The sequence below is a fragment of the Salmonella sp. WC3 genome (assembly GCF_042932255.1).
GTDB lineage: Bacteria > Pseudomonadota > Gammaproteobacteria > Enterobacterales > Enterobacteriaceae > Salmonella > Salmonella enterica.
Genome location: NZ_CP170629.1, coordinates 18144 through 35596 on the forward strand (window position 1 = coordinate 18144; position 17453 = coordinate 35596).

General features: G+C 58.1%; 18 protein-coding genes and 1 other annotated feature. Of the genes, 17 read left to right on the forward strand and 1 reads right to left on the reverse strand.

Features of this window, described 5'->3' with window-relative positions:
* Positions 1-22: 22 nt before the first annotated feature.
* The 13 genes from torC (at position 23) to ACFK9X_RS00135 (ending at position 13587) form a co-directional block, all read left to right on the forward strand.
* Positions 23-1207 carry a pentaheme c-type cytochrome TorC gene (gene torC / locus ACFK9X_RS00075; protein ID WP_001230255.1) on the forward strand — a complete coding sequence of 395 codons (1185 nt, stop codon included), beginning with the start codon at positions 23-25 and terminating at the stop codon, positions 1205-1207.
* Positions 1197-3749 carry a trimethylamine-N-oxide reductase TorA gene (gene torA / locus ACFK9X_RS00080; RefSeq protein WP_023209025.1) on the forward strand — a complete coding sequence of 851 codons (2553 nt, stop codon included), beginning with the start codon at positions 1197-1199 and terminating at the stop codon, positions 3747-3749. The genes torC and torA overlap by 11 nt, the downstream gene beginning before the upstream one ends.
* Positions 3742-4347, forward strand: coding sequence for a molecular chaperone TorD (gene torD / locus ACFK9X_RS00085; RefSeq protein ID WP_038806778.1), 606 nt, complete (start codon positions 3742-3744; stop codon positions 4345-4347). Before torA ends, torD begins: the two co-directional genes overlap by 8 nt.
* 216 nt (positions 4348-4563) lie before the next feature.
* Complete coding sequence (locus ACFK9X_RS00090) at positions 4564-5964, forward strand: cytochrome-c peroxidase (protein ID WP_000724476.1); 1401 nt, start codon at positions 4564-4566, stop codon at positions 5962-5964.
* 5 nt (positions 5965-5969) lie between these two features.
* Complete coding sequence (ccmA, locus tag ACFK9X_RS00095) at positions 5970-6587, forward strand: cytochrome c biogenesis heme-transporting ATPase CcmA (RefSeq protein ID WP_080077949.1); 618 nt, start codon at positions 5970-5972, stop codon at positions 6585-6587.
* Positions 6584-7243, forward strand: a complete 660-nt coding sequence (gene ccmB / locus ACFK9X_RS00100) for a heme exporter protein CcmB (protein WP_061378614.1) — start codon at positions 6584-6586, stop codon at positions 7241-7243. Before ccmA ends, ccmB begins: the two co-directional genes overlap by 4 nt.
* A gap of 51 nt (positions 7244-7294) precedes the next feature.
* On the forward strand, positions 7295-8032 hold the full coding sequence (locus tag ACFK9X_RS00105; protein WP_000266003.1) for a heme ABC transporter permease: 738 nt from the start codon (positions 7295-7297) through the stop codon (positions 8030-8032).
* A complete protein-coding gene (ccmD, locus tag ACFK9X_RS00110) occupies positions 8029-8241 on the forward strand; it encodes a heme exporter protein CcmD (protein WP_000074110.1) in 213 nt (70 codons plus the stop codon). Before ACFK9X_RS00105 ends, ccmD begins: the two co-directional genes overlap by 4 nt.
* Positions 8238-8717: a cytochrome c maturation protein CcmE gene (gene ccmE / locus ACFK9X_RS00115; protein WP_151115165.1), complete on the forward strand. Its 480-nt coding sequence runs from the start codon at positions 8238-8240 to the stop codon at positions 8715-8717. The genes ccmD and ccmE overlap by 4 nt, the downstream gene beginning before the upstream one ends.
* Entirely contained in the window at positions 8714-10645 is a 1932-nt protein-coding gene (locus tag ACFK9X_RS00120) for a heme lyase CcmF/NrfE family subunit (RefSeq protein WP_053445614.1), read from the forward strand. The genes ccmE and ACFK9X_RS00120 overlap by 4 nt, the downstream gene beginning before the upstream one ends.
* Complete coding sequence (gene dsbE, locus ACFK9X_RS00125) at positions 10642-11199, forward strand: thiol:disulfide interchange protein DsbE (protein ID WP_114063919.1); 558 nt, start codon at positions 10642-10644, stop codon at positions 11197-11199. Before ACFK9X_RS00120 ends, dsbE begins: the two co-directional genes overlap by 4 nt.
* Positions 11196-12239, forward strand: a complete 1044-nt coding sequence (locus ACFK9X_RS00130; RefSeq protein WP_053521161.1) for a cytochrome c-type biogenesis protein CcmH — start codon at positions 11196-11198, stop codon at positions 12237-12239. The genes dsbE and ACFK9X_RS00130 overlap by 4 nt, the downstream gene beginning before the upstream one ends.
* Before the next feature lie 121 nt (positions 12240-12360).
* A complete protein-coding gene (locus ACFK9X_RS00135) occupies positions 12361-13587 on the forward strand; it encodes a DUF3748 domain-containing protein (protein WP_001749295.1) in 1227 nt (408 codons plus the stop codon).
* Between the two features lies 1 nt (position 13588).
* Here ACFK9X_RS00135 and ACFK9X_RS00140 read toward each other — a convergent pair whose 3' ends face one another.
* Positions 13589-13921, reverse strand: a complete 333-nt coding sequence (locus ACFK9X_RS00140) for a YceK/YidQ family lipoprotein (RefSeq protein WP_001581211.1) — start codon at positions 13919-13921, stop codon at positions 13589-13591.
* A 242-nt stretch (positions 13922-14163) separates the two neighbouring features.
* Positions 14164-14237, forward strand: a sequence feature (ROSE (Repression Of Heat Shock gene Expression) occurs in the 5'-region of heat shock genes and acts as an RNA thermometer to modulate expression.).
* On the opposite strand from ACFK9X_RS00140, the gene ibpA reads away from it, so the two are divergent.
* The 4 genes from ibpA to ACFK9X_RS00160 all read left to right on the forward strand — a co-directional run bounded on the left by ibpA (position 14231) and on the right by ACFK9X_RS00160 (position 17360).
* Positions 14231-14644: a small heat shock chaperone IbpA gene (ibpA, locus tag ACFK9X_RS00145; protein ID WP_001532742.1), complete on the forward strand. Its 414-nt coding sequence runs from the start codon at positions 14231-14233 to the stop codon at positions 14642-14644. (Overlaps the previous feature by 7 nt.)
* A gap of 109 nt (positions 14645-14753) precedes the next feature.
* Complete coding sequence (gene ibpB, locus ACFK9X_RS00150; RefSeq protein ID WP_001521963.1) at positions 14754-15182, forward strand: small heat shock chaperone IbpB; 429 nt, start codon at positions 14754-14756, stop codon at positions 15180-15182.
* Between the two features lie 193 nt (positions 15183-15375).
* Positions 15376-17037, forward strand: coding sequence for a putative transporter (locus ACFK9X_RS00155; RefSeq protein WP_151115167.1), 1662 nt, complete (start codon positions 15376-15378; stop codon positions 17035-17037).
* A complete protein-coding gene (locus ACFK9X_RS00160) occupies positions 17022-17360 on the forward strand; it encodes a hypothetical protein (protein WP_161126846.1) in 339 nt (112 codons plus the stop codon). Before ACFK9X_RS00155 ends, ACFK9X_RS00160 begins: the two co-directional genes overlap by 16 nt.
* Positions 17361-17453: the final 93 nt, after the last annotated feature.

Below are 17453 nucleotides of genomic sequence, written 5' to 3' on the forward strand. Positions count from 1 at the left end.
CCATATAATTACAGGGGCTATTATGCGAAAACTCTGGAGAGCGCTACTCAGGCCAAGCGCCCGTTGGTCGATACTGGCGCTGGTCATTGTCGGGATTGTGATCGGCGTTGCGCTGATCGTGTTACCTCACGTCGGTATCAAACTGACCAGTACGACAGAGTTTTGCGTCAGCTGCCATAGTATGCAGCCGGTGTATCAGGAATATAAACAGTCCGTACATTTCCAGAACGCTTCCGGCGTACGCGCGGAATGCCACGATTGCCATATCCCCCCTGATATTCCAGGCATGGTGAAACGTAAGCTGGAAGCCAGCAACGATCTTTACCAGACATTTATCGCCCACTCGATTGATACCCCGGAAAAATTTGAAGCCAAACGCGCCGAGCTTGCCGAGCGTGAATGGGCGCGCATGAAAGAGAATAACTCCGCGACCTGTCGTTCCTGCCATAACTACGATGCGATGGATCACGCGAAACAGAACCCGGAAGCGGCGCGGCAAATGAAAATCGCCGCGAAAGAAAATCAGTCCTGCATCGACTGCCATAAAGGGATTGCCCACCAGCTACCGGATATGAGCAGCGGTTTCCGCAAACAGTTTGATGAACTGCGCGCTAGCGCCAGTACGCATAATGACGGCGATACGCTCTATTCGCTGGATATCAAGCCGATTTACGCCGCTAAAGGCGATAAAGAACCGGCAGGTTCGCTGTTACCTGCTTCTGAAGTGAAAGTCCTTAAACGGGACGGTGACTGGCTGCAAGTGCAAATCGAAGGCTGGACGGAGACGGACGGTCGCCAGCGCGTGCTGACGCAGCTGCCCGGTAAACGTATTTTTGTCGCCTCGATTCGCGGCGATGTGCAACAGCATGTGAAAACGCTGGAAGAGACCACTGTCGCGGCGACTAATACTCAGTGGAGCAAATTACAGGCAACCGCGTGGATGCAAAAAGGCGACATGGTAAATGACATTAAACCGATTTGGGCCTATGCCGACTCCCTCTATAACGGCACCTGTAATCAGTGTCACGGCGCGCCGGACAAAGCGCACTTTGACGCTAACGGCTGGATCGGCACGCTCAACGGCATGATCGGTTTCACCAGTCTGGATAAGCGTGAAGAACGTACCTTGTTGAAATATCTCCAGATGAATGCGTCTGATACCACCAACACGCCGCACAGCGATAAGGGAGAAAACAATGAAAAATAAGGACACGCTACACGTCTCTCGTCGACGTTTTCTGGCGCAGCTTGGCGGTTTGACGGTGGCAGGAATGCTGGGGCCGTCACTGCTGACGCCCCGTAGCGCCCGCGCAGCGGATGCCGTTGCGCCAGGCGCCGCGACGAAAGAGGGTATCCTTACCGGCTCTCACTGGGGGGCGATTCGCGCCACGGTGGTTGACGGTCGATTTGTGGCGGCAAAACCGTTTGAACAGGATAAATACCCGTCCAAAATGATCGCCGGCCTGCCCGATCACGTCCACAACGCGGCGCGTATTCGCTATCCGATGGTGCGCGTCGACTGGATGCGCAAAGGTCATCAAAGCGACACCTCGCAGCGCGGCGATAATCGTTTTGTGCGCGTCTCCTGGGATGAAGCGCTGGATCTGTTCTATCAGGAACTGGAGCGGGTGCAAAAAACCTACGGGCCGAGCGCGTTACTGACGGCGAGCGGCTGGCAATCTACCGGCATGTTCCATAACGCCTCCGGGATGCTGGCGCGCGCGATTGCGCTACATGGCAATAGCGTCAGCACGGGAGGGGACTATTCGACCGGCGCGGCGCAGGTGATTCTGCCTCGCGTGGTGGGTTCAATGGAAGTGTACGAGCAGCAAACGTCATGGCCTCTGGTTTTACAGAACAGTAAAACGATTGTGCTATGGGGTTCTGATATGGTGAAAAACCAGCAGGCAAACTGGTGGTGCCCGGATCACGATGTCTATCAGTACTATGAACAATTAAAAGAGAAGGTTGCCAGCGGCGCTATCTCGGTCATCAGCATCGACCCGGTCGTCACCTCCACGCACGATTATCTGGGGCGCGATAAGGTCAAACATATCGCCATTAACCCGCAGACGGATGTCCCGTTACAACTGGCGCTGGCGCATACCCTGTACAGCGAGAAACTGTACGATAAAAATTTCCTCGATAACTACTGCGTCGGTTTTGACCAGTTCCTCCCCTATTTGCTGGGCGAGAAAGATGGACAGCCCAAAGATGCCGCCTGGGCGGAAAAACTGTGCGGTATTGACGCCGACACCATCCGCGCGTTGGCGCGGCAGATGGCGGGCGACAGAACGCAAATCATCGCTGGCTGGTGCGTACAACGTATGCAGCATGGCGAACAGTGGTCATGGATGGTCGTCGTGCTGGCGGCAATGCTGGGACAGATTGGTTTACCGGGCGGCGGCTTTGGTTTTGGCTGGCACTATAACGGCGCCGGGACGCCTGGTCGTAAAGGGATCATTTTAAGCGGCTTTTCCGGTTCGACGACCGTTCCGCCAGTGCACGACAGCACGGATTACAAAGGCTACAGCAGCACCATTCCTATTGCGCGTTTTATGGATGCCATTCTTGAACCGGGCAAGATCATTAACTGGAACGGGAAATCGGTTAAATTACCGCCGCTGAAGATGTGCGTGTTCGCCGGGACCAACCCGTTCCACCGACACCAACAAATTAACCGCATAATTGAAGGCTGGCGCAAGCTGGAAACGGTCATCGCTATTGATAACCAGTGGACGTCGACCTGCCGCTTTGCGGATATCGTTTTGCCGGCTACCACCCAATTTGAGCGTAACGACCTCGATCAGTTCGGCAACCACTCTAACCGCGGCATTATCGCCATGAAACAGGTGGTGTCGCCGCAGTTTGAAGCGCGTAACGACTTTGATATTTTCCGCGATCTCTGCCGACGCTTTAACCGTGAAGCGGCATTCACGGAAGGTCTTGATGAAATGGGCTGGCTGAAACGCATCTGGCAGGAAGGGAGCCAGCAGGGAAAAGGTCGCGGTATCCACTTACCGACTTTCGAGGTGTTCTGGAATCAACAGGAGTACATCGAGTTTGATCATCCGCAGATGTTTGTGCGCCATCAGGCTTTCCGTGAAGATCCGGACCTGGAGCCGTTGGGCACGCCAAGCGGTTTGATCGAGATTTACTCCAAAACGATCGCCGACATGCAATACGACGATTGTCAGGGCCATCCCATGTGGTTCGAAAAAATCGAACGCTCGCATGGCGGGCCGGGATCGCAGCGCTGGCCGCTGCACTTACAGTCCGTCCACCCTGATTTCCGTCTGCATTCCCAACTGTGCGAGTCGGAAACGCTGCGTCAGCAATATGCCGTTGGCGGCAAGGAGCCGGTCTTTATTAACCCACAGGATGCCAGCGCGCGCGGGATCCGCAACGGTGACATCGTGCGGGTATTCAATGCACGCGGGCAGGTACTGGCGGGAGCGGTAGTTTCCGATCGCTATGCGCCGGGCGTGGCGCGAATTCATGAAGGCGCCTGGTACGATCCTGATAAAGGCGGCGATCTCAACGCGTTATGTAAGTACGGCAACCCTAACGTATTAACGCTGGATATCGGTACATCACAGCTCGCGCAGGCGACCAGCGCGCATACGACGCTGGTGGAAATTGAAAAATATACCGGCCCTATGGATAACGTCACGGCGTTTAACGGTCCGGTCGAGATGGTCGCGCAGTGTGAATATGTACCCGCATCGCAGGGGAATCCGCATGATTAAGCAGCCAGCGCTTGCTCAGGAACAGTACGCCTGCGTATATGCATGGCTGGCGTTACTCTTTTTCCGGGAAGTGGATGATGAAGGGTTAATACAATTACAGTCCGCGGAGATCGCGGACTGGCTGGCGCTGTTAAAGCGTCAGCCTGCGCTGGCGGCGTCGGTGGCGTTACTCGAACAAAAAATTGCCGCGCTTAGCCTGCGCCAGGATGCGCAGCTGGAGCTGGCCGCAGATTTTTGCGGATTGTTCCTGATGACGGATAAAAAATCGGCCTTGCCCTACGCCTCGCAATACCCACAGCAGGAACCCGGCATGATTAAACATTTATTGCTTGAAGCCGGGATGGAGGTCAACGACGATTTTAAAGAGCCGACCGACCACCTGGCGATTTATCTGGAATTACTCAGCCATTTACATTTTTCATTGGGTGAATCGTTCCAACAACGGAGAATGAATAAATTACGCCAGAAAACATTGTCGTCATTACTGGAATGGCTTCCGGAATTTACAAATAATTGCCTTAAGCATGATCCCTATGGTTTTTATGCTGCGTTAAGTCAATTATTGTTGGCTATCGTTCGTTTTGATGACGGAAAATAGGATTTATCCATTGTTGCGGCTGAATAAACCCTGTGACGGGCATCGCAAAATAAATCTTACGATAGTCGGGGGTTATCATATCTATAGGTTTAGCCAATTGTAATTATTGATACCAATCAATATCCATGATGGGTTTGTATTTAGTATTGACGGGCCTCATGAGTAAAAAAATAAAATTTAATTAATCATGCCGCAATACCCCATAAGGATAGTGATATGAAAAAAATTACCCTCTATGCGACAACGGTTATCACCGTTGGGCTGTTATGTTATTTAGGTTTGTCCGGGTATGTATGGTATTACGACAAACAGCGCAGTAAAAAAAGCGATGTGCAGGCCTCGGTTGTGGGTGAAAATAATAAAATACTGGGTTATTTCAGGGAGAAAGGATGTGATTATTGTCATACGCCTTCCGCTGAATTACCTTTTTATTCCTCTTTTCCGGTGGCAAAGCAGCTAATGGATTACGATATCCAGCTTGGCTACAAATCGTTTAACCTGGAGGCGGTACGGGCCGCCCTGATTGCGGATACGCCGGTGCCGCAAAGCGAACTGAATAAAATTGAATGGGTTATGCAACATCAGACTATGCCGCCAACCCGCTATGTCGCGCTGCACTGGGCGGGGGGCGTCAGCGATAAAGAGCGTACTGACATCCTGAACTGGATAGCCGATCAGCGTGAGCGCAACTATGCCAGCGCCGATACCGACCCGGCGCACCGGAATGAACCCGTTCAGCCTATTCCGCGCAATATTCCCGTCGATGCGAAAAAAGTCGACTTAGGTTTCCGTCTTTATCATGATGAACGTTTATCCGGCGATAGCACAATATCCTGTGCGCATTGTCACGCGTTAAATGCGGGCGGTGTCGATGGCAGAAAAACCTCAATTGGCGTTGGCGGTGCGGTAGGACCAATAAATGCGCCGACGGTATTCAACTCCGTATTTAATATCGAACAATTTTGGGATGGTCGTGCTGCAACCCTGCAGGAGCAAGCAGGCGGACCACCGTTAAATCCTATTGAAATGGCTTCTAAATCCTGGGATGAAATTATTAGCAAGCTTGATAAAGATCCTGTCCTGAAAAAAGATTTCCAGGCGGTTTATCCGCAAGGATTTACCGGGGAAAATATTACTGATGCGATCGCCGAATTCGAAAAAACGTTGATAACGCCGGATTCCGCCTTTGATAAATGGCTACGTGGAGATGAAAATGCGCTGACCGCGCAACAGAAACACGGTTATCAATTATTTAAAGAGAATAAATGTGCAACCTGTCACGGCGGTATCATTTTAGGCGGACGCTCTTTTGAACCATTGGGATTAAAGCGAGACTTTAATTTTGGCGAAATTACCGCAGCGGATATTGGTCGTATGAACGTCACCAAAGAGGTTCGCGATAAATTACGGCAAAAAGTCCCAGGCTTACGCAACGTCGCGTTAACAGCGCCTTATTTCCATCGGGGCGACGTACCGACGCTGGATGGCGCGGTAAAACTGATGCTGCGTTACCAGGTTGGCACCGATCTGCCGCAAAACGATATTGACGATATCGTCGCCTTCCTGGAAAGCCTGACCGGTGTTTATACGCCATATCAACCTGAATATGCGCAATGACAATGATGCTTGAAGCCAGAGATCTGTACTGCGAGCGGGACGAGAGGACGCTGTTTCGCGGGCTGTCGTTCACCGTGGAGGCCGGGGAGTGGGTGCAGGTCACCGGCGGCAACGGCGCCGGAAAAACCACCCTGCTGCGCCTGCTGACCGGGCTGGCGCGCCCGGACGGCGGGGAGGTGTACTGGCAGGGCGAGCCCCTGCGCCGCGTGCGCGACAGCTTCCATCGCAGCCTGCTGTGGATAGGGCACCAGCCGGGGATTAAATCCCGCCTGACGGCGCGGGAGAACCTGCACTTTTTCCACCCCGGCGACGGCGCGCGTCTCCCGGAGGCGCTGGCGCAGGCCGGGCTGGCGGGATTTGAGGACGTGCCGGTCGCCCGGCTCTCGGCCGGGCAGCAGCGCCGGGTGGCGCTGGCCCGCCTGTGGCTGACCCGCGCCGCGCTGTGGGTGCTCGACGAGCCGTTCACCGCCATTGACGTTAACGGCGTGGCGCGCCTCACCCGACGGATGGCGGCGCACACGGCGCAGGGCGGGATGGTCATTCTCACCACCCACCAGCCGCTGCCGGGGGCCGCGGACACCGTCCGCCGCCTGGTGCTGACCGGCGGGGAGGCCGGGCTGTGATGTGGCGTGTCTTCTGTCTCGAACTGCGCGTGGCGTTCCGCCACGGCGCGGACATCGCCGGCCCGCTGTGGTTCTTCCTGATGGTCATCACTCTGTTTCCGTTAAGCGTCGGGCCGCAGCCGCAGCTGCTGGCGCGTATCGCGCCGGGCATCATCCAGGTGGCGGCGCTGCTGGCCTCGCTGCTGGCGCTGGAGCGGCTGTTTCGCGACGACCTGCAGGACGGCAGCCTGGAGCAGCTGATGCTGCTGCCGGTGCCGCTGCCGGCGGTGGTGCTGGCGAAGGTGCTGGCCCACTGGGCGGTGACCGGCCTGCCGCTGATGATGCTCTCCCCGCTGGTGGCGCTGCTGCTGGGGATGGACGTGTACGGCTGGAAAATCATGGCGCTGACGCTGCTGCTCGGCACGCCGGCGCTGGGGTTTCTCGCCGCGCCGGGCGTCGCGCTGACGGCCGGCCTGCGGCGCGGCGGCGTCCTGCTGGGCATTCTGGTGCTGCCGCTGAGTGTCCCGGTGCTGATTTTCGCCGCCGCGGCGATGGATGCGGCATCGATGCATTTACCCGTTGACGGCTATCTGGCGGTGCTGGGGGCGCTGCTGGCGGGCAGCGCGACGTTAAGCCCGTTCGCCACCGCGGCGGCGCTGCGCATCAGTACGCAGTAGCGCCCCGGCACGACGGACATTTTACTGGTTTCAGGAGGTCAGGTGACGACTATGTGGAAAACCCTTCATCAGCTGGCGGCGCCGCCCCGGCTGTATCAGATTTGCGGCAGGCTCGTGCCGTGGCTGGCGGCGGCCGGCATCATCGCGCTGGCCACCGGCTGGGTCCGGGGCTTTGGTTTCGCCCCGGCGGACTACCAGCAGGGGGAGAGCTACCGCATTATGTACCTGCATGTCCCGGCGGCCATCTGGTCGATGGGTATCTATGCGGCGATGGCGGTGGCGGCGTTCACCGGGCTGGTCTGGCAGATGAAAATGGCCAGCCTTGCCGTCGCGGCGATGGCGCCGGTGGGGGCGGTGTACACCTTCATCGCGCTGGTCACCGGCGCGGCGTGGGGCAAACCGATGTGGGGCACCTGGTGGGTGTGGGACGCGCGCCTGACCTCGGAGCTGGTGCTGCTGTTTCTCTACGCCGGGGTCATCGCCCTGTGGCACGCCTTTGACGACCGTAAAATGGCCGGGCGCGCGGCGGGCATTCTGGTGCTGGTCGGCGTGGTGAACCTGCCGGTTATCCACTATTCCGTCGAGTGGTGGAACACCCTGCACCAGGGCTCGACGCGGATGCAGCAGAGTATCGACCCGGCGATGCGCTCGCCGCTGCGCTGGGCCATCGCCGGCTTCCTGCTGCTCTTTATGACGCTTTCGCTGATGCGGATGCGCAACCTGATTTTACTGATGGAAAAACGCCGCCCGTGGGTGAGCGAACTGATACTGAAAAGGGGGCACCGGTGAGTCCGGCATTTTCATCGTGGAGCGATTTTTTCGCCATGGGCGGGTACGCCTTTTTTGTCTGGCTGGCGGTGGCGATGACCGTGGCGCCGCTGGCGCTGCTGGCGCTGCACACGGTGCTGCAGCGCCGGGCCATTCTGCGCGGCGTGGCGCAGCAGCGGGCGCGCGAGGCGCGGATGCGTGCCGCACAGGCGCAACAGGAGGCCGCGTGAACCTGCGACGTAAAAACCGGCTATGGGTGGTCTGCGCGGTGCTGGCGGGCCTGGCGCTGACCACCGCCCTGGTCCTGTACGCGCTGCGCGCGAATATCGACCTGTTCTATACCCCCGGCGAAATCCTCTACGGCAAGCGCGAGACGCAGCAGCTGCCGGCGGCGGGCCAGCGTTTGCGCGTCGGCGGGATGGTGATGCCCGGCAGCGTCAGGCGCGACCCGGACTCGCTGAAGGTGAACTTCAGCCTCTACGACGCCGAGGGGGCGGTGACGGTGAGCTATGAGGGGATACTGCCGGACCTGTTCCGCGAGGGGCAGGGGGTGGTGGTGCAGGGCATCCTGGAGAAGGGCAACCACGTCCTGGCGCACGAGGTGCTGGCCAAGCATGACGAGAACTACACCCCGCCGGAAGTGGAAAAGGCGATGCAGGAAAACCACCGCCGCCCGCAACGCGCTGATAAGGACACCTCATCATGATGCCTGAATACGGCCACGCGCTGCTGTGCCTGGCGCTCGGCGTGGCGCTGCTGCTGTCCGTTTACCCGCTGTGGGGCGTGGCGCGCGGCGACGCGCGGATGATGGCGTCGGCCGGGGTGTTCGCCTGGCTGCTGTTTATCTGCGTGGCGGGCGCGTTTTTCGTGCTGGTACACGCCTTTGTGGTTAACGACTTCACCGTGGCCTATGTCGCCGGCAACTCGAACACGCAGCTGCCGGTGTGGTACCGGGTGGCCGCCACCTGGGGGGCGCACGAGGGCTCGCTGCTGCTGTGGGTGCTGCTGATGAGCGGCTGGACCCTGGCGGTGGCGGTGTTCAGCCGGCAGGTGCCGGCGGATATCGTCGCCCGGGTGCTGGCGGTGATGGGGATGGTCTGCGCCGGTTTTCTGGCGTTCATCCTGTTCACTTCCGGCCCGTTCGCCCGCACGCTGCCGGCCTTTCCGGTGGAGGGGCGTGACCTGAACCCGCTGCTGCAGGACCCGGGGCTGATTTTCCACCCGCCGCTGCTGTACATGGGCTATGTCGGCTTCTCGGTGGCCTTCGCCTTCGCCATCGCCGCGCTGCTGAGCGGGCGTCTGGACAGCGCGTTCACCCGTTTTGCCCGCCCGTGGACGCTGGCGGCGTGGGTGTTCCTGACGCTGGGCATCGTGCTCGGCTCGGCGTGGGCCTACTACGAGCTGGGCTGGGGCGGCTGGTGGTTCTGGGACCCGGTGGAGAACGCCTCCTTTATGCCGTGGCTGGCGGGCACCGCCCTGCTGCACTCGCTGGCGGTCACCGAACAGCGCGCCGGCTTCAAGGCGTGGACGCTGCTGCTGTCCATCTGCGCCTTCTCGCTGTGCCTGCTGGGCACCTTCCTGGTGCGCTCCGGGGTGCTGGTGTCGGTGCACGCCTTCGCCTCCGACCCGGCGCGCGGGATGTTTATCCTCGCCTTTATGGTGCTGGTCACCGGCGGCTCGCTGCTGCTGTTCGCCGTGCGCGGGCACAGGGTGCGTTCGCGGGTGAACAACGCGCTGTGGTCGCGCGAGTCGTTGCTGCTCGGCAACAACGTCCTGCTGATGGCCGCCATGCTGGTGGTGCTGCTGGGCACCCTGCTGCCGCTGGTGCACAAACAGCTGGGGCTGGGCAGCATTTCGGTGGGGGAGCCGTTCTTTAACACCATGTTCACCTGGCTGATGGTCCCCTTTGCCCTGCTGCTGGGGGTGGGGCCGCTGGTGCGCTGGGGTCGGGACCGGCCGCGTAACATCAGGAAACTGCTGTGGGCTGCCGTTGTCACCACCCTGGTGCTGTCGGTACTTTTGCCATGGCTGCTGGAAGATAAAATCATCGCCATGACGGCGGTGGGGATGGCGATGGCCTGCTGGATTGCGGTGCTGGCGGTGGCCGAAGCCGTACAGCGCGTGTCCCGCGGCACGAAAACCTCTCTCAGCTACTGGGGAATGGTGGCGGCGCACCTCGGGCTGGCGGTGACGATTACCGGCATCGCCTTCAGCCAGAATTACAGCGTGGAGCGTGACGTGCGGATGCGGGCGGGCGACAGCGTGACCATTCACGACTACCGCTTCACCTTCCGGGAGGTGCGGGACATCACCGGCCCCAACTACCGCGGCGGGGTGGCCCTCATCGGGGTGACGCGCCACGGCGAGCCGGAGGCGGTGCTGCACGCGGAGAAACGGCTCTACAACACCAGCCGGATGGTGATGACCGAGGCGGCGATTGACGGCGGGCTGACCCGCGACCTGTACGCCGCGCTCGGGGAGGAGCTGGACAACGGCGCGTGGGCCGTGCGCCTGTACTACAAACCGTTTGTCCGCTGGATATGGGCCGGGGGGCTGCTGATGGCGCTGGGCGGACTGCTGTGCCTGGCGGACCCGCGCTACCGCCGCCGTAAACCATTGCCGGAGGCCGGATGAAACGCAACGTACTGTTATTACCGTTACTGATTTTTCTGCTGATTGCCGCGGCGCTGCTGTGGCAGCTGACGCGCAACGCGCAGGGGGATGACCCGACGAATCTCGAATCGGCGCTGACCGGGAAGCCGGTGCCGGCGTTCCGCCTGGAATCGCTGGAGACACCGGGTCAGTACTATGAGGCGGAGGTGCTGACGCAGGGGAAACCGGTGCTGCTTAACGTCTGGGCCACCTGGTGCCCGACCTGCCGCGCCGAGCATCAGTACCTGAACCGGCTGGCCGCGCAGGGTATCCGGGTGGTGGGGCTGAACTATAAGGACGACCGGGCGAAGGCGGTGGCCTGGTTAAAGGAACTGGGCAACCCGTATGCGCTGAGTTTATCGGACAGCGACGGGATGCTGGGGCTGGACCTGGGCGTGTACGGCGCGCCGGAAACCTTCCTCATCGACGGCAGGGGGATTATCCGCTACCGCCATGCGGGCGATTTGAATGCCCGGGTATGGGAAAGTGAACTGAAACCGCTGTGGGACAGATACAGCCGGGAGGCGGCGCAATGAGACTGTTACCGGGCATGGTGATGCTGATGCTGGCGCTGGTTATCGCCGGGTCAGCGCGGGCAACCACCGACGTGATGCCGTTTAAAGATGAAGCGCAGGAGCAGCAGTTCCGCCAGCTCACGGAGCAGCTGCGCTGCCCGAAATGCCAGAACAACAGCATTGCGGACTCGAACGCGATGATAGCCACCGACATGCGTCGCAGGGTGTATGACCTGATGCAGGAGGGGAAGAGCCGCCAGGAAATCATCGATTATATGGTGGCGCGCTACGGCAACTTTGTCACCTACGACCCGCCGCTGACCCCGCTGACGGTGCTGCTGTGGGTGCTGCCGCTGGCCGCCATCGTGGCGGGCGGGTGGATAATCGTCGCCCGGACGCGCCGGCGGGTGCGCCTGCGCCGGGAGCCGCTGCCGGCGGACACCCCGGTTTGCGGCGCGCGCGCCGGGTGGGGCGTTTACGTGCCGGGGGCCGTCATTGCGCTGGCGGTCGGCGCCGGCAGCTACGCCCTGACCGGCAGCTATCCGCAGGTGAGGGCCTGGCAGCAGGCAACGGCGCAGACGCCGGGACTGCTGGCGCGGGCGCTGGACCCGCAGGCGCAGCCGCTGAATGAGGAGGAGATGGCGCGGCTGGCGCTGGGGCTGCGCACCCGCCTGCAGAATGATGCCGGCAATGTTGAGGGCTGGCTCATGCTGGGGCGCACCGGTATGGTACTGGGTAATGCCGGTACCGCCACCGGGGCCTATGCGAACGCTTACCGTCTGGACCCGAAAAACAGCGATGCGGCGCTGGGCTACGCGGAGGCGCTGACGCGCTCGTCCGACCCGGAGGATAACCGCCGCGGCGGGGAGCTGCTGCGCCGGCTGGTGAGCCGCGACCACACGGATATCCGGGTGTTAAGCCTGTATGCGTTCAGCGCCTTTGAGCAGCAGCGCTTTGGCGAGGCGGTGGCGGCCTGGGAGATGATGCTGAAGCTGCTGCCGGCGGGTGACGCCCGGCGGGCGGTGATAGAGCGCAGTATCCGGCTGGCGCAGGAGAAATAATGCCCTGACGGCCCGGTGGCGTGGCGCCATCGGGCCTGGCTATCCCAACGATACGCTAAAGCCTGAAAGTGAAGCCCGTGTGAAGTATGATGACGAGCATCGTCTCTTATCAGGACATCCTATGAAACAAATCACCTTTACGCCGCGCCATCACCAGCTTACCAACACCAATACCTGGACACCTGACAGCCAGTGGCTGGTCTTTGATGTACGGCCTTCAGGCGCGTCATTTACGGGCAAGACCATTGAGCGTGTCAATGTGCATACCGGCGACGTGGAGGTGATTTATCGCGCCGTGCAGGGCGCGCATGTCGGCGTGGTGACGGTGCATCCTGCCGACAATCACTATGTGTTTATTCATGGCCCTGAAAACCCTGATGAGACGTGGCATTACGATTTTCACCACCGCCGGGGCGTTATTGCAACGCCGGGGGGTGTGACTAACCTCGATGCGATGGATATTACTGCGCCGTATACTCCCGGCGCGCTGCGCGGCGGCAGTCACGTCCATGTGTTTAGCCCGAACGGCGAGCTGGTGAGTTTTACCTATAATGACCACGTTCTGCATGAGCGCGATCCGGCGCTGGATCTGCGTAATGTCGGCGTGGCCGCGCCGTATGGGCCGGTAACGGTGCCGGTTCAGCATCCGCGCGAATACAGCGGTAGCCACTGGTGCGTACTGGTTAGCCGCACGACGCCGGCGCCGAGACCTGGCAGCGATGACATTAACCGCGCCTATGAAGAGGGCTGGGTGGGCAACCGCCAGATCGCCTTTATTGGCGATACGCTGTCGCTGACGGGCAAAAAAGTCCCGGAGCTGTTTATTGTCGATTTACCGTGTCATGAAAACGGCTGGAAACAAGCAGGCGACACGCCGCTGACGGGAACCGAATCAACGATGCCATCGCCGCCGTTGGGCGTAGTTCAGCGGCGTCTTACCTTTACTCACCAGCGTGTTTACCCTGGGCTCACTAACGAACCACGCCACTGGGTCCGCAGTAATCCGCAGGCGACGGCGATCGCCTTTTTGATGCGGGACGATAACGGCGTAGCGCAACTGTGGCTGATATCGCCGCAGGGAGGCGAGCCCCGGCAGTTAACGCATCATGCGACCGGCGTACAGTCAGCGTTTAACTGGCATCCGTCGGGTAAATGGCTGGGACTGGTGCTGGAAAATCGGATTGCCTGCTGTGACGCACAAAGTGGGAGGATCGACTTCTTAACCGCCAGGCACGACAACCCGCCGTCTGCGGATGCCGTCGTTTTTTCACCGGATGGGCGACACGTCGCATGGATGGAAGAGGTGAAAGGGTTCCGTCAGCTATGGGTGACGGAAACCGGGCGATAAATCAGGGAGGAGGCATCTTCGCCGGGGGGATGACGGCATTGGTCATTTTCGTCTCCTCCTCGCTTTTCTCTACGCGCGATCTTACCGAACTGTCTTTGCGGAAGATGTCCCACGGCAGAAGGATCGTATCCATCACGGCGGTAAATGGCATATCCAGGATGGCCAACGATTTGGTGCCCCAGTTTGTCTCATCGTTACCGATCATCGTAGCGCTGGCGCGCGTGCCAGGATAAGTGCCTTCTTTACCGCCGGTGTGCGACATGACGCTTGAACAACCGCTTAATAAAAGCATCCCATTCCATATTATCAGCGTTAACCACACGTTTTTTATCATCACTCATTCATCTGTTGGTTGTCGTTATTTGCATGATGAGTTATAGCGATCCGTTGCTAAAAATAACATCACCAGTACGTGGCACTGTGGCGGTAATCGCACTTTAACAATCAGTGCTGTCCCAACCAGTCTATGCAATAGCCAATAAACTGCAAAAAAAAGTCGGATTAAAATACTTGAAAAGTACGTATTCAGACCCATTTATAAGACGTAGTGAATAGAAGGGCACGCCTGATGGGTGTTCTGGCAATCCTGGCCTGTCCATGATGGAAGGTCTGACATTCTCGCTGATTTCAGGAGTTTATGATTATGCGTAACTTTGATTTATCCCCGCTGTACCGTTCTGCCATTGGTTTTGATCGTCTGTTTAACCTGCTTGAAAATAACCAAAGCCAAAGTAATGGCGGCTACCCTCCGTACAACGTTGAGCTGGTAGACGAAAACCACTACCGCATCGCCATTGCCGTTGCCGGTTTCGCGGAAAGCGAACTGGAGATTACTGCCCAGGATAATTTACTGGTGGTAAAAGGCGCTCATGCGGACGAGCAGAAAGAACGTACTTACCTGTATCAGGGCATTGCCGAGCGTAACTTTGAACGTAAGTTCCAGTTAGCGGAGAACATTCACGTTCGCGGCGCAAACCTGGTCAACGGGCTGCTGTATATCGAACTGGAGCGCGTGATTCCGGAAGCGAACAAACCGCGCCGTATCGAAATTAACTGATTCCGTCGGGTCGCGTTGCGCGGCCTGTCATCCCATGCTCGCCGTCAGGGAGCATATTCGCACGTAAAGTGTGAAGGTAAAAACTCGCTTCTTAGAAGGAGAAATGATTATGCGTAACTACGATTTATCCCCACTGCTGCGTCAATGGATCGGTTTTGACAAGCTGGCCAATGCGCTGCAAAACAGCGGCGAAAGCCAGAGCTTCCCGCCCTATAACATCGAAAAAAGCGACGATAACCATTATCGCATCACCTTAGCGTTAGCCGGTTTCCGTCAGGAAGATCTGGATATTCAACTGGAAGGCACGCGCCTGACAGTGAAAGGCACGCCGGAACAGCCGGAAAACGAGCCCAAATGGTTACATCAGGGCCTGGTCATGCAGCCTTTTAGCCTGAGCTTTACGCTGGCTGAAAATATGGAAGTTTCCGGCGCGACGTTTACCAACGGCCTGCTGCATATTGATTTAACCCGCAACGAGCCGGAAACCATTGCGCCGCAGCGTATCGCCATTAACGAACGCTCCACATTAAATAGCTAATAAGCTCCTTGCCTTGCCCCGCCAGAGATGGCGGGGCTTTTTTGTGCCACGAAAAAGGGTAAGACGTTGCCGAAGTCAGGACGTCTGGGCGGTGTTGTAACATGAGAATGTGCGCCATGCTGTATATATGCCTTAACGGTTCAGTCATAATCCCTATAAATTGAAATGTTACTCACAGGGAAGAGAAGATGAGATGAGTGATATCGCATTGACGGTCAGCGTTCTGGCGTTGGTGGCGGTTGTCGGTTTATGGATCGGCAACATTAAAGTGCGCGGTGTCGGCTTTGGTATTGGCGGTGTGTTGTTCGGCGGTATTATCGTCGGCCACTTCGTCGATCAGGCTGGGGTGACGCTGAGCGGCGATATGCTGCACTTTATCCAGGAGTTCGGCCTGATCCTTTTTGTTTATACCATCGGCATACAGGTGGGGCCGGGGTTTTTCGCCTCGCTGCGCGTCTCCGGGCTACGTCTGAATCTATTTGCCATTCTGATTGTGATTATGGGCGGGTTGGTCACCGCGATTCTGCATAAAATTTTCGCTATTCCGCTGCCGGTGGTACTGGGGATTTTCTCCGGCGCAGTCACCAATACGCCTGCGTTAGGGGCGGGTCAGCAAATCCTGCGCGATCTGGGAACGCCAGTGGATCTGGTAGATCAGATGGGGATGAGCTATGCGATGGCGTATCCGTTTGGCATCTGCGGTATTTTGCTCACCATGTGGCTGATGCGGCTGATTTTTCGCGTTAACGTCGAGGCGGAGGCGCAGAAGCACGAATCCTCTCTCGCTAACGGTCATTCATTAATTCAGACAATGAATATCCGTGTCGAGAATCCGAACCTCAATAATATGGCTATTCAGGATGTGCCGATCCTGAACAGCGATAAAATCATTTGCTCACGCCTGAAACGTGACGACACGCTGATGGTGCCGTCGCCGGGGACGATTATCCAGGCAGGCGACCTGCTGCACCTCGTCGGCCAATCTACCGACCTGCATAACGCGCAACTGGTGATCGGCAAGGAAGTGGACACCTCGTTGTCGACGCGCGGCACGGATTTACGCGTCGAGCGTGTGGTCGTCACCAACGAAAAAGTGCTCGGCAAACGTATCCGCGATTTGCACTTTAAAGAGCGTTATGACGTGGTTATCTCCCGTCTTAACCGCGCGGGCGTTGAGCTGGTCGCCAGCAGCGACGCCAGCCTGCAGTTTGGCGACATTCTCAATCTGGTGGGGCGTCCTGCCTCGATTGATGCGGTAGCCAATGTGGTCGGCAACGCGCAGCAAAAACTCCAGCAGGTGCAGATGCTGCCGGTGTTTATCGGCATCGGATTAGGGGTTCTGCTTGGGTCAATCCCGTTGTTTGTGCCGGGATTCCCGGTCGCTTTAAAACTGGGGCTGGCCGGCGGGCCGCTGATCATGGCGCTAATTTTGGGGCGTATCGGCAGCATCGGTAAGCTGTACTGGTTTATGCCGCCGAGCGCCAACCTCGCGCTGCGTGAATTAGGCATCGTTTTGTTTCTGGAGGTCGTTGGGCTGAAATCCGGCGGCGATTTTGTCGATACGCTGACGCAGGGCGAAGGATTAAGCTGGATTGGCTACGGTATTTTCATCACCGCAATTCCGTTGATTACCGTCGGTCTGCTGGCGCGGATTTTTGCCAAAATGAACTATCTGACGCTGTGCGGGATGCTGGCCGGTTCGATGACCGATCCGCCAGCGCTGGCATTTGCCAACAATCTTCATGCCACCAGCGGCGCGGCGGCGCTCTCTTACGCGACCGTCTATCCGTTAGTGATGTTCCTGCGTATTATCACGCCACAACTGCTGGCGGTGATTTTTTGGGGAATGGGTTAGCGCCTGATGGCGCGTTGCTTATCCGGCCTACGCACTGTGTTAAATCCAGGCTGGATAATGCGCGCCGCACCGGCCACACTTCTGCTCTTCTTCTTATCTCTTTCCTCAATGAACGCGCTAATCAGCGTAATGGCAACGAGCATAATTCCATTTTATTTCAGTTGGTTATCAATCTTCTTCGCTTTTTTTTCGTCGCGACGGGTGGTTTTTCAGCTTTTAATTCGGCAATAATGCCTTTCCTGGCGGTGGCGTTGAAAAAGGTCGCAACTGAAATGAAAAATAGCGGCAATGAGCGTGGTTGCGCCAAAACGCATCACCAGTGAACTACAGTTATTTTGCAATAAGATTCCCTTGCTGCGGGATAATGTGAAGCATATCAGCAACAACGTGAGTGGTATTCTGAAAACGAACGGGAA